Annotated in this window: 13 protein-coding genes; 8 read left to right on the top strand and 5 right to left on the bottom strand. The window is 31.9% G+C overall.

Translation table 11 applies throughout. The features are described 5' to 3' along the window. The gene (locus C8C88_RS03670; protein WP_147403439.1) at window positions 1–3579 is read right to left on the bottom strand and encodes a PAS domain S-box protein; all 3579 of its coding nucleotides are present in this window, start codon (window positions 3577–3579) and stop codon (window positions 1–3) included. A gap of 259 nt (window positions 3580–3838) precedes the next feature. Between C8C88_RS03670 and dnaG the strand changes: the two genes are divergently transcribed. Beyond that, on the top strand, window positions 3839–5815 hold the full coding sequence (dnaG, locus tag C8C88_RS03665) for a DNA primase (protein ID WP_121336822.1): 1977 nt from the start codon (window positions 3839–3841) through the stop codon (window positions 5813–5815). Between the two features lie 2 nt (window positions 5816–5817). On the opposite strand, the gene C8C88_RS03660 is transcribed toward dnaG, so the two are convergent. Both C8C88_RS03660 and nadE read right to left on the bottom strand, forming a co-directional pair. Next, window positions 5818–6447, bottom strand: a complete 630-nt coding sequence (locus tag C8C88_RS03660; RefSeq protein ID WP_121336821.1) for a response regulator transcription factor — start codon at window positions 6445–6447, stop codon at window positions 5818–5820. Window positions 6448–6545: 98 nt separating this feature from the next. After that, window positions 6546–7352, bottom strand: a complete 807-nt coding sequence (gene nadE, locus C8C88_RS03655) for an NAD(+) synthase (protein ID WP_121336820.1) — start codon at window positions 7350–7352, stop codon at window positions 6546–6548. A 100-nt stretch (window positions 7353–7452) separates the two neighbouring features. Between nadE and gldB the strand changes: the two genes are divergently transcribed. Together gldB and gldC are read left to right on the top strand one after the other, a co-directional pair. Next, complete coding sequence (gldB, locus tag C8C88_RS03650; RefSeq protein ID WP_121336819.1) at window positions 7453–8409, top strand: gliding motility lipoprotein GldB; 957 nt, start codon at window positions 7453–7455, stop codon at window positions 8407–8409. After that, window positions 8409–8744, top strand: a complete 336-nt coding sequence (gldC, locus tag C8C88_RS03645) for a gliding motility protein GldC (protein WP_121336818.1) — start codon at window positions 8409–8411, stop codon at window positions 8742–8744. Before gldB ends, gldC begins: the two co-directional genes overlap by 1 nt. Window positions 8745–8827: 83 nt before the next feature. Here the strand turns inward: gldC and yihA are convergent, their stop codons facing one another. Together yihA and C8C88_RS03635 are read right to left on the bottom strand one after the other, a co-directional pair. Beyond that, window positions 8828–9448 (bottom strand): ribosome biogenesis GTP-binding protein YihA/YsxC, encoded by a 621-nt coding sequence (gene yihA / locus C8C88_RS03640; RefSeq protein ID WP_121336817.1) that lies wholly within the window; start codon window positions 9446–9448, stop codon window positions 8828–8830. A gap of 17 nt (window positions 9449–9465) precedes the next feature. Beyond that, entirely contained in the window at window positions 9466–10251 is a 786-nt protein-coding gene (locus C8C88_RS03635; protein ID WP_121338552.1) for an alpha/beta fold hydrolase, read from the bottom strand. A gap of 371 nt (window positions 10252–10622) precedes the next feature. On the opposite strand from C8C88_RS03635, the gene mraZ reads away from it, so the two are divergent. Genes mraZ through C8C88_RS03610 form a run of 5 tightly spaced genes read left to right on the top strand, consistent with a single transcriptional unit; the run spans window position 10623 to window position 15793 of the window. Beyond that, a complete protein-coding gene (gene mraZ, locus C8C88_RS03630) occupies window positions 10623–11096 on the top strand; it encodes a division/cell wall cluster transcriptional repressor MraZ (protein ID WP_121336816.1) in 474 nt (157 codons plus the stop codon). Further along, window positions 11071–11979, top strand: a complete 909-nt coding sequence (gene rsmH / locus C8C88_RS03625) for a 16S rRNA (cytosine(1402)-N(4))-methyltransferase RsmH (RefSeq protein WP_199711389.1) — start codon at window positions 11071–11073, stop codon at window positions 11977–11979. The genes mraZ and rsmH overlap by 26 nt, the downstream gene beginning before the upstream one ends. 12 nt (window positions 11980–11991) lie before the next feature. Further along, window positions 11992–12339, top strand: coding sequence for an FtsL-like putative cell division protein (locus C8C88_RS03620; protein ID WP_121336815.1), 348 nt, complete (start codon window positions 11992–11994; stop codon window positions 12337–12339). Beyond that, window positions 12330–14333, top strand: coding sequence for a penicillin-binding protein (locus tag C8C88_RS03615; RefSeq protein ID WP_121336814.1), 2004 nt, complete (start codon window positions 12330–12332; stop codon window positions 14331–14333). Before C8C88_RS03620 ends, C8C88_RS03615 begins: the two co-directional genes overlap by 10 nt. After that, window positions 14330–15793 (top strand): UDP-N-acetylmuramoyl-L-alanyl-D-glutamate--2,6-diaminopimelate ligase, encoded by a 1464-nt coding sequence (locus C8C88_RS03610; RefSeq protein ID WP_121336813.1) that lies wholly within the window; start codon window positions 14330–14332, stop codon window positions 15791–15793. The genes C8C88_RS03615 and C8C88_RS03610 overlap by 4 nt, the downstream gene beginning before the upstream one ends. Window positions 15794–15796 lie beyond the last annotated feature (3 nt).

The raw sequence follows: 15796 nt of genomic DNA, 5'->3' as shown, positions 1-15796 counted from the left end.
TTATTTTACTTTATATAATGGGAATTGTAGTTTAACTGTAGTTCCTTTTCCTAGTTGACTTTCTAATTGTATCGTTCCAGAATTTTTTTCGGTAAATGTTTTTACAATGTAAAGACCTAAACCAGTTCCTTGGATTCCATTTGTATTACTTGCTCTAAAAAAAGTATTGAAAAGTTTTGGATGATCTTTTTCGGGGATTCCAATACCAAAATCAATTATTTGAATTTCTATTTCATCACGATTTGAAATAACGTTTAAATAGACGTCCTCTAAATCTTCGGAATATTTAAAAGCATTATTCAGTAAATTTAAAAGCGAGTATTGTATCAGATTTTTATCTGCAAAAACCATAAAAGCGTCTCCTTCAGCAGAAAATGTAACTTTTCTTTCCTGTAAATCATTGTTGTAATTTGCTTCAATAACTTCTTGGCAAACTTGTTTTACATCAAGTACAACGGGATTGAAATTTGTTTTTCCAGAATCTTCTTTTGAAATAGTTAACACCGCATTCATTAGCTCAACTATTCGATCTATTTCTTCAGTTATTATATTTATTCTTTTTTGTAATTGAGGCGAATTTGCAAAATTATGACCTTCTATATACATGGTTATCAACTCCGCACTAGTACGTATAGTGGTCATAGGAGTTCTAAACTCATGTGAAATAGTTGATACTAAATTTGTTCGTAATTCATTTAATTCACGTTCTTGCATTAAGGTTTTCTCAATGGCATCTTCTGCTTCTTTTCGTTGGGTAATATCCCGTGCATGAGATTGAAATCCTATTGTAATTCCATTTTCTTTAACTATGGTAGCTTTGATTTCCAGTAGAATATAATTTTCATCTTTGGTTTTAAATTTAAGCTCAATAGCCTCTTCTTTATATTCATTTATGAAATCGTAAAACTCTTTTTCTAATGTAGCAATCTCATCTGGGTGAACATATTCTAATGGAGATTTTCCTAACAATTCTTCAGGATTGTACCCTAGAAGCCTTTGTACGGATGGTGAAACATACTGGAAGCTGGTGTCTAAATTATGTAAACAGATTAAATCAATCGTGTTGTCCGCTAAAAGACGGTACATGTTTTTAGCTTCATTAAGCTGTATTGTTTTATTTCGGTTGTTCTCTTCGACCAACAGTTTATTTTCCTCTTCGACTTTTTTTCTATTACTGATGTCAATTATTTGAACAATGTAATGGATAATTTCATTTTTATTGTTTTTGGCTAATGAAACCGACATATGAACCCATACTATAGATTTATTTTTATGAATAAATCTTTTTTCTGAGCTGAAATTAGATATTTTTCCTGAGTCTAATTGATCTTTGTAATCTAAATCAATTTCTAAGTCTTCATTATGAGTGATTTCTTGAAATGTCATAGATTTCATCTCTTGATTTGAATAACCAAACATATCGGAAAGGCGGTCATTAACTTCTTTGTAGAAACCTTCGGTGTTTACTAAGGCCATTCCTACCGCAGAGTTTTCAAAAGCTCCTTTGAACTGTTCTTCGCTTTGTTGCAATTGATCTTTAAGTTTTCTTTCGGTAGTAATGTCTTGCATTGCGCCAATCATTCGGATTGCCTTGCCTTCGTCATTCCTTATAATAATTGCTTTGTCGTTGACATAGGCGTATGAACCATCTGATTTTAAATAACGATATTCGTCAAACCATTTGTAATCAATGCCTTCAATTGCTTTGTCAATTTTTTCAAAATAGGATGCTCTGTCTTCTGGGTGAACAAAATTTTCACATTCTAATGCAGTTATAATGTTATTTTCGAATTGGTGTCCAAAAATTAAACTATAGCTCTCACCAACATATATTTTATCAGTAATCATATTCCAATCCCAAATGGCATCTGAAGTTGCTTTACTAGAATAACTAAATCGTTCGTTACTTATTTTTAAATCGTCTTCTGCATTTTTTTGCGCTGTTATATCATTGAAAGAACAAATAACATACAGTAATTCTCCAGATTTTCCAAATACGGGTATGGCATCAACTAATAACCAAACTAAATCGTTTAATAGTGGGCGGTGAACACCCATTACAATATTATTTATAGGTTTTAATTTTTTTATGGCTTGTGGTACAGGATGTTCTTCTGATTTAAATTCGCTGCCATCTAAATGAATAACTTTCCAATGTGGATCAAATGAAGTTTTACCTAATAGTTGGTCTTCAGTCAGACCTAACATTTCGCAAGCAGCTTTGTTGTTTTCAAGGATTTCAGAATTGGGTCCTTGAACTAAAATCCCAACGGCAACATTTTGAATAATACTATTAGTAAGTTGTCTACTTCTTAAAATTTCTTCTTGTATTTTCTTACTATCTGTTATGTCTACCCCAAAACCAATCATCATTTCGAGTGATTCGTCAATTTCATTAAAAACAGGAGCAAATTTACGAGTAAAGTAGGCAATTTCATGATCTTGTCGAGCAATCTCATCAACCCATTCTATAACGTCTTTAGAGTCTAAAGCTTGGTTGAATCTTTCTCGTCTACTTTTTGCAAATGTATCATCTCTTCCGGTATGATTTGCATATTCAAAATCATCCTTGCCAATAATAAATTTCCGAAGTGCATCATTTTTTATTGCTGCACGATTCAAATAAATATATTTATGATTACTATTAAAAACAGCTACATCGGTAGGAAGTCGATCTAATATTTTTTCGTAAAATTGTTTTTGTTTTAATACTTCCTGTCTTGCTTTTATATATTCAGTAATATCTCTACAGTTACCAATATAAAAAGGTTCTCCGTCTTCTTTTTGTATTAATTTTAAACTTGAAGCGTGCCATAAATAATGACCCTCTTTATGCTTTATTCTGAAAACAATTTCTTCGTCTGTCTTTTCTCCTGCAGCAACTTTTTCTAAAAAAGCAACACAATTGTCAAAGTCTTCTGGATGAATAAAATCACCATTATTTTTCCCTATAACTTCCTCAACCTCATGTCCTAGAAAATTTTTCCAGCTTTTTGAAACATACTCAATTTTGCCGTCCAAATTAACTTCGTAAACAATTTCTTTTGAATTATCTAGAAACAGTTGAAATTGACTTTCTTTTTGCTTCGCTATTTTTTGTAATTCTTTATTTTTGATGTAAATGTTTAGCAGTGATTCAATTTGCTTTGTTGCGTGTGATAATGTTTTTAATTGTGTGTCAGATAATTCTCTAGGTTTTGTGTCCATTACAGAGACAATTCCAACAATTGTATTGACATCAAAATATAAAGGAAAGCCAGCATAAAATGCTATTGGGAAGTTTTCAGCTGCTGAAAAATCAGATGAAATTTTTGAATCTTTGTTTATATTCGAAACAACATATGACTTGTTTTGTTGAATCACATTTTTATTTAACTCCTGAATATTTTTAGGAATAGTTGTAAAATCTAATCCAATACTATTCTTAAGTATTTCAAGCTCATTTTCAATGGAAGCTATATAAGCGTATGGAATGTCGCATATTTCCGAAACAAATAAAAGAATGCTATTTAATTCTTGTTTAAAATCTTCAGAATCAAATATTTTTCTTAGATGTTTTTTATTTGGGAATGATGACATATTTTTTGAAAGTAATTGATTCTTTTTCAAGAAATTGGAATCTTATTGTAGGTTGTTAAAAAGCAAATTTACACTTTTTGTTTAAAAATAAAAGGGTATTAACAAATAATGCTTTTTTCAGGCACAATTTGATTCATAAAGGCTATTAGATGGGTAGCGTATGAAGTTTCTTAAGTCTATTTGTCATTCCTGATAAATTAAAAATTCGTTGTTTAAAACACATAACATCTTTGTATCTTTGTGACTTTGCTACTAAAAAATGATTTCAAAAGCGACCATAGATACTGTTTTCGAAACTGCTCGAGTGGAGGAAGTTATTGGAGATTTCGTGCAATTAAAGCGTGCGGGAAGTAATTTCAAAGGACTGAGTCCGTTTTCTGATGAACGATCTCCATCGTTTATGGTTTCGCCTGTGAAACAAATATGGAAAGATTTTAGTTCCGGAAAAGGCGGAAACTCAGTAGCTTTTCTTATGGAGCATGAGCATTTCACGTATCCTGAAGCAATTCGATATTTGGCCAAAAAATACAATATTGAAATTGAAGAAACAGAACAAACGGATGAAGAAAAAGCCATTACGGATGTTCGTGAAAGTATGTACTTGGTTTCAGAATTTGCGAAAACCTATTTTCAAAATGTACTATTAAATACAGAAGAAGGCAAAGCCATAGGTTATTCCTATTTTAAAGAAAGAAGTTTTACCAATGAAACTATTAAAAAATTCGGCTTAGGATATTCTCCAGAAACTTGGGACGCTTTTACTAAAGAAGCGCTCGGTAAAGGATATAAGTTAGAGTTTTTAGAAAGTACGGGGCTTACAATTCCGAGAGAAGATCGGCCATTTGACCGCTTCAAAGGAAGGGTTATGTTTCCTATACAAAGTATGTCCGGGCGAGTACTTGGTTTTGGAGGTCGAATTTTGACCAATGATAAAAAAGCAGCTAAATACCTGAACTCACCAGAAAGTGATATTTACCATAAAAGCAAAGTCCTTTATGGAATTTTTCAAGCCAAACAATCCATAGCTAAACAAAATAATTGCTACTTAGTTGAAGGATATACGGATGTTATTCAATTCAATCAATCTGGAATTGAGAATGTTGTTGCCTCATCAGGAACTGCTTTAACTCCAGATCAAATCCGATTAATAAACAGATTAACAAAAAACATTACGGTGCTTTTTGATGGAGATGCTGCCGGATTACGTGCTTCTATTCGTGGGATAGATTTGATTCTTGAAGAAGGTATGAATGTAAAAGTGTGTACTTTCCCTGATGGAGAAGATCCGGATAGCTTTGCCAGAAAAACATCCTATGATGATTTAGTAGCTTATCTAGAGAATAATACTAAAGATTTTATTCAATTCAAGGCATCGCTTTTGATGAATGAAGCAAAGAATGATCCGATTAAAAAAGCAGATTTGATTCGGGATATGGTGCTTAGTATTTCAAAAATTCCAGATAGAATTCAGCGAGAAATATACATTCAGGAATGTTCCAGAATCATGGATATTTCTGAACAAGTCCTTGTTAGTACTCTTGCGCAGTTAGTCAAAAAAGATGTTGCCGAAATTGATAAGAAGCAAAAACAAGAACAAAAAGCATTTGAAGTAGTCAAAAATGAAAACCCAGTTCAAACACAAAAAGTTGATGTACTGTATCGTTTGGAACGAAAAATAATTGAAATTCTTTTGTTGTATGGAAATAAAACGGAAGAATTTGAAGATGTGCTTTTAAAAACAAATGAAGACGGAGAGATTGAGCATGTAATTGAAAAGAAAGAATATAAAGTATATCAAAGAATTTATTTGAGCTTACAAGAAGACGAAGTGGAGCTTGCTAATCCTTTATTCAGAGATATTTTTAATGACCTTATTAATTATTATCTCCAAAATGGAGACTTTGGTGTTGAACAATATTTGATGCATTTATCTGTTGATTTTGCTCAGGAAGTAACAGATATTTTAATGGAAGATGAACGAGTTACTTTGCATAATTGGGAAGGGCAAAACATTTTTCCTAAAGCTAAAAGTGAAACAATCAGTCAATATGTTTCCGAAACGATTCTTACTTTAAGATGGTTTTTAGTAGATAAAATCATTGAGGAATTAAAAAGCTCTATATCAACTGAACCAGATTCAGATAATACAGAGCCTTTGTCTATGGCGATGGACTACTACAAACTTATTAATTCTTTTTCTAAAAAATTAGGAAGAGTAATGTCACGATACCATTAAATTTAAACGATTTCTAATGTTTTTGCTTTGTTAACTAAATCAACAAGGTTTGTAACATTCAATTTTGTTAGTAATCTTAATTTGTAAGTACTAATTGTTTTTTCATTAAGATTTAAGATTTCGGCAATTTCGTGGTTCTTTTTACCATCACTTAAATAACGTAAAACTTCAACTTCACGATTAGAAAGTTTTCTATATAATCGTTCGCTTTTGCTTTGTTTCGCAATTAATGCCAAGTTTTTCTTAACTGTTTCATTCATTATTATTTTACCTTGGTGTACTTTAATAATGGACTGGCCTAAAGTTTCTAGTTTTTCTGTTTTATGGACAAAACCTGAAACACCTGCTTTTATGGCATTTGGAGCGTAAATTTGTTCAGAAAGACCACTGAAGATAATAATTTTAGTTTTTGGAAAGTTTTTCAAGACAGCTTTAACTTCAAAAATACTTGCAAGACCTTCTAATTCTAAATCTAAGATTAAAACATCAATTTCTTTGGTAAGTAGTATGTCCCTAACCATCAGAAAGTTACCTACGTTGGCAACTATTGATATGTCGGCATGATCTTTAAAGTAAGATTTTACTCCAAAATGCACAACGGGATAATTATCAGCTATACATACTTTAATCATAATTGGATTTTTTAAGAATTATTTTTATATTTTGTTTTTGGAAGAGTAAAATTAATAAATAAATTCTGTAATTAATTGCAAATCAGAATAAAATATAATTACTTTAACGGATTTGGAATTAAACAAACCGGAATAGCATTCATTTTGTGCTGGTTTACAGTATTTAACCTTCTATAGATTTCAAAAACCTCTTTTTTTCTTCCAGAAAAATCATTTGCTGATTTTCCTTCTTCAGCTTCCGTCATGGCCCATTCTAATTCGTCATAACTAGCGCCTAGTTGATCTTCATCTGTTCTTTCATCACCAAATAATCCATCTGTTGGTGCGGCTGTTAAAATTGAATTTGGGATTTTCAGATAGTCTCCTAAAAGAAAAACTTCAGATTTCATTAAATCTGCAATTGGGCTTAAATCAACCCCGCCATCTCCATATTTTGTATAAAAGCCTACTCCAAAATCCTCTACTTTATTACCTGTTCCGGCAACAAGTAAACCATTAATTCCAGCATGATAATATAAGGTAGTCATTCGTAAACGTGCTCTTGTATTTGCTAATGATAAATGAAGTCTGCAAGTATCGGTTGAATCAGGAACGTTTTTCTTAAAATCTTCAAATACCGAAGTTAAATCGGTTTCAATATGAGTTACATTAGGAAATCTTTTTTTTAATTGCTCAATATGTTCACGTCCTCGAGTAACATGACTATGAGCTTGATGGATTGGCATTTCAACACATAAAACTTTTAATCCAGTTTGCGCACATAAAGTTGAAGTTACTGCTGAATCCACTCCTCCTGAAATCCCTACAACAAATCCATTTACTTTAGCGTTTTCTGCATATGTTTTTAACCAATTAACAATATGGGTGTTCACTTTTTCTACTTGAAGAGTACTTTTTTTAGTCATAATAGTTTAGGTATTAAAAAAGCAGGAATGTATATTTGCAAAATCAATTCGTAGTGTATTCGTTTTCCTGATACTTTGAAAACAAATTTAATTAATTAATATGAAAATATATCTGTTTTCTGTAGCCTTTTGTTTATTTTTTTTATCCTGCGATAAGAAGAATAAAGTCGAGAAAGCCGTTACAGCAATTCCTGTAGAAATAAAAATTGTACGCTTTGACAAAATATTTTTTGAGACTCCAGCTCAGGATTTGCCAAAAGTTAAAAAAGAGTTTCCATTTTTTTTTCCTGCTGGAAATGATGATAGTGTTTGGTTAAATAAAATGCAAGATCCTATTTGGAGGGAATTGTATACGGAAGTTCAAAAAAAGTATGCAGATATTAATCCTGTAAAAAACGAGCTTACCACTCTTTTTAAACATATAAAATATTATTTTCCCAAAACAAAAACGCCAAAAGTTATCACGGTAATTTCAGAAATGGATTATAACAATAAAGTTATTTATGCGGATAGCTTAGTTATTGTTTCGCTTGAATTGTATCTAGGAAAGAATCATAAATTTTATCAGTTTCCAAAATACATAAAACAAAATTTTGAGCAGAAACAAATCATGCCTGATTTAGTGAGTAGCTTTTCTACTAGAGAAATTTCCCCTATAATTGATAAGTCCTTGCTTAGTCAGATGATTTATCACGGAAAGCAATTGTATCTGAAAGATTTGCTTTTGCCAGATTATACAGATGCAGAAAAAATGGGTTATACTGAAGATCAAATAAAGTGGTGTCAAGAAAATGAGGGTTATATGTGGCGTTATTTTTTAGAAAAAGAAATGCTTTATAGTGACGATCAAAAATTAATACCTCGATTTGTAAATCCTGCCCCTTTTTCTAAATTCTATTTGGAAATTGATAATGAATCGCCAGGTCAAGTTGGAGCATGGGTAGGATGGCAAATGGTTCGTTCTTTTATGAAAAACAACGATATTCCTTTGTCAGATATGTTAAAAATGAATGCTAAAGAATTGTTTGAAAAATCAAAATATAAACCAAAAAAATAATGTCAGATAAAAATACATCAGAAATTAAATTTTTAGTCGCGTTAGACGAAAATCGTGTTCCAGAAAAATTAATGTGGTCCGCACAAGATGGTGGCGTGGAACAAGAAGAGGCAAAAGCAATTATGCTGTCTATTTGGGATAGTAAAGTGAAAGAAACAATGCGTATCGATTTGTGGACAAAAGATATGCCAGTTGACGAAATGAAAATTTTCTTTCATCAAACATTAGTGGCTATGTCTGATACCTTTAAGCGCGCTACTAATGACGAGAAAATGGCCGATACTATGAAAGATTTCTGTGATTATTTTGCGGAAAAATTAGAACTTCAAAAATAATTTTTGGACGGTTATCATTAAAAAAATCCCAAAACTAAACAAACTTAGTTTTGGGATTTTTTATTGAAATTAAAATTGTATTTCTAAAACTGACTATTGTTTTTGAAAACTTCTTGATTTACTTCGTCAATATAGTTTAAAACATCTTCTTTTCCAGTTGATTCAGTTGCTGAAGTTACAAAGTAATGTGGCATCTCAGCCCAATTGTTTGCAAACATTTTCTTTTTGTAAGCAGCAATATGAGAATCGATTTTAACTTTACTTATTTTGTCAGCTTTAGTAAAAATAATACAAAATGGGATTTCGCTTTCTCCCATGTAAGACATGAATTCAATATCGATATTTTGAGCCTCATGACGAATGTCAATTAATACAAAAGCACAAACTAATTGTTCTCTTGTTTCAAAATAATCCGTTATAAACTGTTGAAATATTGATTTTGTTTTCTTAGATACTTTTGCATAACCGTAACCAGGTAAATCTACTAAAAACCAATTGTTATTAATCAAAAAGTGATTTATAAGCTGAGTTTTTCCTGGTCTTCCAGAAGTTTTGGCTAGGTTTTTATTGTTAGTCAACATATTTATTAACGAAGACTTTCCAACATTTGATCTGCCTATAAAAGCATATTCTGGCAAAAAGTCTTTAGGACATTTGTCAACTTGTGAATTGCTTATAATGAATTCGGCAGTATTAATTTTCATGATATTTATTTGTAAATTTATTCTTTTTCAGAACTAACTTGTAAATGTGTTTTTGTCAACCAATCCTCTAACAGACGGTTGAATTCTTCTGGATGCTCCATCATGGCAGCGTGTCCACATTTGTCTATCCAATACAAAGTAGAGTTAGGTAATAATTTATTAAATTCTACTGCTACATCGGGCGGAGTAACCTTGTCGTTTTTACCCCAAATAATACAGGTTTGAACATGCATTTTTGGCAAGTCCTTTGCCATATTATGGCGAATAGCACTCTTTGCAATAGTTAATGTTTTTATTAATTTTATTCTGTCATTAACCGTTGCGTAAACCTCGTCAATAAGTTCAGGTGTTGCTACTTTTGGGTCGTAAAATACATCTTCGGCTTTTTTCTTGATATATTCATAATCTCCTCTTTTTGGATAGCTGTCGCCCATGGCGCTTTCGTACAATCCAGAACTTCCAGTAATTACAAGTCCAGCTACCTTTTCAGGATACATTTTAGTATGGTATAAAGCAATATGGCCTCCTAATGAATTTCCAAGAAGTATAACTCGGTCTAATCCTTTGAATGTTATAAAATCCTTTACATATTTTGCAAAACTCTTAACATTTGTTTTTAAAATGCTTTGCGTGTAAATAGGTAAATCTGGAATGATGATTTTGTATCCTTTGTTTGAAAAATGAGCTGCTACTGCGTCAAAATTACTTAGACCTCCCATTAAACCATGCAAGATTACAATTGGCGTACCTTCTCCAGCTTCATAAAAACTGTATCTACCTTCTTTTTTATAGTGTTTTTCCATGTTTTGGATACCGATTTTTTCAATTTTGACAAATATAGGATTTAATAAACAAAAAATAATTTTTGCAAACATTTTTTAATTGTGTAATCTCTTTTTGTAGATTAAAATTTCATTTTTATTTAATGAAAAACGAGGACTATTCTTTTTTTTAACTACCCAAAAAAAATTAAAAAAATCAATTTTTTCAGGAATCATTTTTTGCAACATATAAACATTGTTAAGAATAATTGAAATGAAGCTAATGTTCTGATTGTCCAAAAATTAAGGGTTTTTATTCGAAAGTGGTTAAACTTATTAACAAAGTGGTATGTAGTGGTAAATTGTGGTAATATTTTTTATATTTTTGCTTTATATCATTAAATACTTTTTTCTTGAATACAATAGTTGGAACATATGAATGTAAAGTTGATGCTAAAGGTAGGCTCTTGTTGCCGTCACCTTTAAAAAAGCAATTGGCTTCGTCTCTTCAAAGCGGATTTGTTTTGAAGCGTTCCGTATTTCAACCTTGTTTAGAATTGTATCCAATGGAAGAGTGGGATTTGATGATGCAAAAAATCAATAAGCTGAATCGATTTGTTAAAAAGAACAATGATTTTATCCGAAGATTTACTGCTGGCGTGAAGATGGTTGAAATAGATGCTTTAGGTAGATTGTTAGTTGCGAAGGACTTGGTTTCTTTTGCAAGCATTACTAAAGATGTAGTTTTTTCTTCTGCGGTTACTATTGTTGAGATTTGGGATAAAGACTTGTATGAGAAATCTATAAGCGGTGATGATGTTGATTTTGCAGATTTGGCTGAGGAAGTAATGGGAAATATAAATGACGACGAAAATGGAATATCATAATCCGGTTTTACTTCAGGAGTCTGTAGATGGTTTAAATATTAAACCTGATGGGGTGTATGTTGATGTGACTTTTGGAGGAGGAGGACACTCTAAAGAAATTTTGAAAAGGCTTGGTCCTGATGGTAAATTATTTGCTTTTGATCAGGATGAAGATGCTTTGGCGAATGCTTTGGAAGACGAAAGATTTACACTTATAAATGAAAATTTCAGATTTATAAAACGTTTTTTACGTTTTTATGGAGTTAAAGGTGTGGATGGAATTTTAGCAGATTTAGGAGTTTCTTCGCATCAGTTTGATGTGGCTGAAAGAGGGTTTTCTACTCGATTTGATGCAGAATTAGACATGCGTATGAGTCAGAAAAACGATCTAAACGCCTACAGAGTTGTTAATGAATATGATGATGCAAATCTAAGAAGAGTGTTTTTAGATTATGGCGAATTGAAAAATGCTCCTGCTTTGTCCAGAACAATTATAGAAGCCAGAGAAGAACAGCCAATCAAGACAACAGATGAATTAAAAGAGGTTTTGGCGAGATATTTACCGGAAAGAGTTAGGAATAAAATATTGGCTCAAATTTATCAGGCGATTCGAATTGAAGTAAATCAAGAAATGGATGTTTTGAAAGAGTTTTTGGAACAATCATTGGAAATATTGAATCCAGGAGGAAGATTGAGCGTTATCTCTTATCACTCATTAGAAGATAGATTGGTAAAGAGATTTATCAAAAATGGCATGTTTGAAGGAGAGCCTGAACGAGATTTTTTCGGAAATTTTTCTGTTCCGTTTAAAACAGTAGGAAAACTTATAGTTCCTAATAATGAGGAAATTAAGTTAAATAATAGAGCGCGAAGTGCAAAATTAAGGATAGCTGAAAAGATATAATTAGTTAGGAAAATGAAAAACGGAGTGTATAGTCTATTAAAAGCTAGGTTTCTGATTGATGATGATGCAGTTAAGAATTGGCGTTTTATTGTATTTGTCATTGTATTGGCAATTATTATGATTGCTAATACGCAACGATTTGAGCAAAAAGTGTTCAAAATAGCAGAATTGACAAATAGAGTTAAAGAATTACGCTCTGAGTTTGTAGATAGAAGATCGGAATTAATGAAGCTTAAAATGGAGTCAACTGTGGCTAATAAAATGCTTGAAAAACAAATTTTTCCGTCAACAGTTCCTCCAGTAAAAATAAAAGTAAAAAAAGAAGAAGAGAAAAGCTTTTTCAAGAAAATATGGCAGTAGAAGATAAATACATATCGTACCGAATTTATCTGGTTGCTTTTGCTATCTTTTTGATGGCTATTGCAATTGCTGTAAAGTTGACCAATATTCAATGGGTTGAAGGGGATTATTACAGAAAATTAGCCAAAGAAAGAACGGTTAAGAATTTTGTAATTCCAGCTAATAAAGGCAATATTTATTCAGCTGACGGAAGTCTTTTAGCCACATCAATTCCTAATTACGAAATACGTTTTGATGCCGTTGCGCCAAAATCTGAAGTATTTCAAAAAAATGTAAAATCATTATCGGATTCATTGGCTTATGTTTTGGGAAAACCATCTGGTTTTTTTCAGACGGAACTCAGAAGAGCCAGAGCTAATAAAAACAGATATTATTTAGTAGCAAGAAATTTAAGTTATACTAATTATATGAAAATTAAAGGCTTTCCATTATTTAATTTGGGAGCTTATAAAGGTGGAATTATTGTAGAGCAAGAAACAGTTAGAGAAAATCCGATTGGAAAAATTGCAGAAAGAACCATTGGTTATGAAAGGGTTAATCCTGATGGAACACCTGATGGAAAAGGGATTGAATGGGCTTATCGTAAATACCTAAATGGTAAAGACGGTAAAATAATGAAGCAAAAAATTGCGAAAGGCCAATGGAAACCTATTCGTGATGTTAATGAGATTGACCCGCAAGATGGGTATGATGTAATATCTACCATAGATGTTTTTATTCAAGATATTGCACATCACGCTTTGTTAAAACAATTAGAAGATTATCAAGCAGATCATGGTTGTGTTGTAGTTATGGAAACTAAAACAGGGCAAATAAAAGCAATTTCTAATTTAGGCAAAGCCAAAGATGGTTCTTATTACGAAACGACTAACTATGCGTATGCCGAATCTCATGAGCCGGGATCTACATTCAAATTAGTCGATTTGATGACAATTCTTGAAGATAAAGTGGCTGACACAAGTACAGTTTATGATAGTAAAGGTGGAGTAATTAAATATTCAGGAAAATCAGTTAGGGATTCGCATGATGGTGGGTATGGGAAAATTTCCTTAGCAAGAGGTTTTGAAGTTTCATCTAATACGGTTATGGTTCAGGCGGTTTATAATAATTACAAAAACAATCCGTCAAAATTTGTCAATCATGTTAATTCGTATGGATTGAATAAAAAGTTAGGAATGGAATTCAAAGGAGAAGGAAAACCATTTATACCACAACCGAGTGATCCACACTGGTCTAATATTTCACTTCCTTGGATGGCTTTTGGATATGGAGTTTCTGTTACGCCTTTGCAAACACTTACTTTTTATAATTCAGTAGCAAATAATGGAGTGATGGTAAAACCACAATTGGTTTCAGAAATTAAAAAGTGGAATACAACGATCAAGAAATTTGAGCCACAAGTTATAAACCCAAAGGTTTGTTCTCAAGCAACAATTTTAAAACTGAAAGCAGTTTTAGCAAATGTTGTTAAAAAAGGAACAGGTGCAAAATTATATTCTAAAGATTTTCCTATGGCAGGAAAAACAGGAACTGCTCAAGTAAATTATAGTAAGAATGGAGGTTCTGAAAAATATTATGCTTCTTCTTTCGTAGGTTATTTTCCAGCAGATCATCCTAAATATTCTTGTATTGTAGTAGTACATAAGCCAAGTACTGTTAATAATAATTACTATGGAGCAGATGTTGCAGGTCCAGTTTTTAAAAGGATTGCTCAAAAGATTTTTACGGATGCACCTTCAACAAATGAGATTAAAAATTTAGATAAAAAAATACTAAAACAAGAAACGGATTATAACTCCTATTTTGTAAAGTCTCAAAAGAAAACCCAATCAATTCCTAATGTAAAAGGAATGTCTGGTATGGATGCAATCGCATTACTAGAAAACTTAGGGATGAAAGTAAAAGCGATAGGAGTAGGAAAAGTGAAGAAACAATCGCTTCAAGCAGGACAAAGTTTAGTCAAAAACACAACTATATTATTGGAATTATCGTGAGTATTCTAAAAGACATATTATATAAAGTAGCTATCGAAGCAGTTAAGGGTTCGACAGAAATTGCTATTGGAAAAATGGATTTTGATTCAAGAAAAATTGAAGCGAATGATGTTTTTGTAGCCATTCGTGGATCCGTTTCTGACGGGCATGATTATATCGAAAAAGCAATCGAGTTAGGTGCAATTGCAATTGTATGCGATACTTTTCCTGAAAATATTGTAAAAGGAATCACTTACATTCAGGTGAAAGATACGAATAAGGCATTGGCATTTATGGCCGCAAATTATTTTGACAACCCTTCACATAAGTTGAAATTAGTTGGTATAACTGGCACAAATGGTAAAACCACAATTGCTTCTTTATTGTATCAGTTGTTTAAAAAAGCCGGTTTTAAAGTTGGCTTATTATCAACTGTAAAAATTATGGTTGACGACGTAGAGTATAAAGCTACGCATACCACACCAGATTCGATTACGATTAATCATTATTTGGCAGAAATGATTGAGGCGGGTGTTGTGTATTGTTTTATGGAGGTAAGTTCACATGGAATTCATCAAAAACGTACTGAAGCATTACAGTTTGCAGGAGGTGTTTTTACAAACTTGTCACATGATCACTTAGATTATCATCCTACGTTTGCTGAATATAGAGATGTTAAAAAGTCGTTTTTTGATAATTTGCCTAAATCTGCTTTTGCATTATCAAATATTGATGATAAAAACGGACAGGTTATGTTGCAGAATACTGTAGCTAAGAAACTGACTTATGCATTAAAATCGTATGCGGATTATAAAGCTCAAATTTTAGAAAACCAATTATCAGGTTTGTTATTGAAGATTAACGGCAATGAAGTTTGGGTGAAATTAATTGGAACTTTTAATGCCTATAATTTATTAGCAATTTACGGTACTGCGATTGAATTAGGGATAGAAAGTTTAGAAGTGCTTCGTTTGTTGTCTGATTTAGAAAGTGTTTCTGGTCGTTTTCAGTTCATAGTATCGGATAGTAATATTACTGCAATTGTAGATTATGCTCATACACCAGATGCTTTGGAAAATGTTTTGAAAACCATTAATGACATTCGCACCAAAAATGAACAGCTAATAACTGTTGTAGGTTGCGGTGGAAATAGAGATAAAGCGAAACGACCAATTATGGGAGGAATTGCTTCTGACTTAAGTAATACGGCAATATTTACTTCGGATAATCCAAGAAACGAGGATCCAGCCGTAATTATCAACGAAATGGAACAAGGAGTTGCTCCTCAAAACTATAAAAGAATTTTGTCAATTACCGATAGAAAGCAAGCGATTAAAACAGCTTGTCAATTAGCTCAGCCTAATGATATCATCCTGATTGCCGGAAAAGGACACGAAACATATCAAGAAATTAATGGGATTCGTCATGATTTTGATGATATGAAAATTATAAAAGAAATATTAGACCAACTTCATAAATAGAAC

This window comes from Flavobacterium sp. 123, from assembly GCF_003634825.1.
Lineage (GTDB): Bacteria > Bacteroidota > Bacteroidia > Flavobacteriales > Flavobacteriaceae > Flavobacterium.
Note: the sequence above shows the minus strand (reverse complement) of the source record. Positions and strands in the feature narration are given on the sequence as shown.

Excerpts from the sequence above, each read along its gene's own strand:
- C8C88_RS03670 (WP_147403439.1), bottom strand. The coding sequence starts at position 3,579 with ATGTCATCATTCCCAAATAAAAAACATCTAAGAAAAATATTTGATTCT.
- dnaG (WP_121336822.1), top strand. The coding sequence starts at position 3,839 with ATGATTTCAAAAGCGACCATAGATACTGTTTTCGAAACTGCTCGAGTG.
- nadE (WP_121336820.1), bottom strand. The coding sequence starts at position 7,352 with ATGACTAAAAAAAGTACTCTTCAAGTAGAAAAAGTGAACACCCATATT.
- gldC (WP_121336818.1), top strand. The coding sequence starts at position 8,409 with ATGTCAGATAAAAATACATCAGAAATTAAATTTTTAGTCGCGTTAGAC.
- C8C88_RS03660 (WP_121336821.1), bottom strand. The coding sequence starts at position 6,447 with ATGATTAAAGTATGTATAGCTGATAATTATCCCGTTGTGCATTTTGGA.
- rsmH (WP_199711389.1), top strand. The coding sequence starts at position 11,071 with ATGACGACGAAAATGGAATATCATAATCCGGTTTTACTTCAGGAGTCT.
- gldB (WP_121336819.1), top strand. The coding sequence starts at position 7,453 with ATGAAAATATATCTGTTTTCTGTAGCCTTTTGTTTATTTTTTTTATCC.
- C8C88_RS03635 (WP_121338552.1), bottom strand. The coding sequence starts at position 10,251 with ATGGAAAAACACTATAAAAAAGAAGGTAGATACAGTTTTTATGAAGCT.
- C8C88_RS03620 (WP_121336815.1), top strand. The coding sequence starts at position 11,992 with ATGAAAAACGGAGTGTATAGTCTATTAAAAGCTAGGTTTCTGATTGAT.
- yihA (WP_121336817.1), bottom strand. The coding sequence starts at position 9,448 with ATGAAAATTAATACTGCCGAATTCATTATAAGCAATTCACAAGTTGAC.
- C8C88_RS03615 (WP_121336814.1), top strand. The coding sequence starts at position 12,330 with ATGGCAGTAGAAGATAAATACATATCGTACCGAATTTATCTGGTTGCT.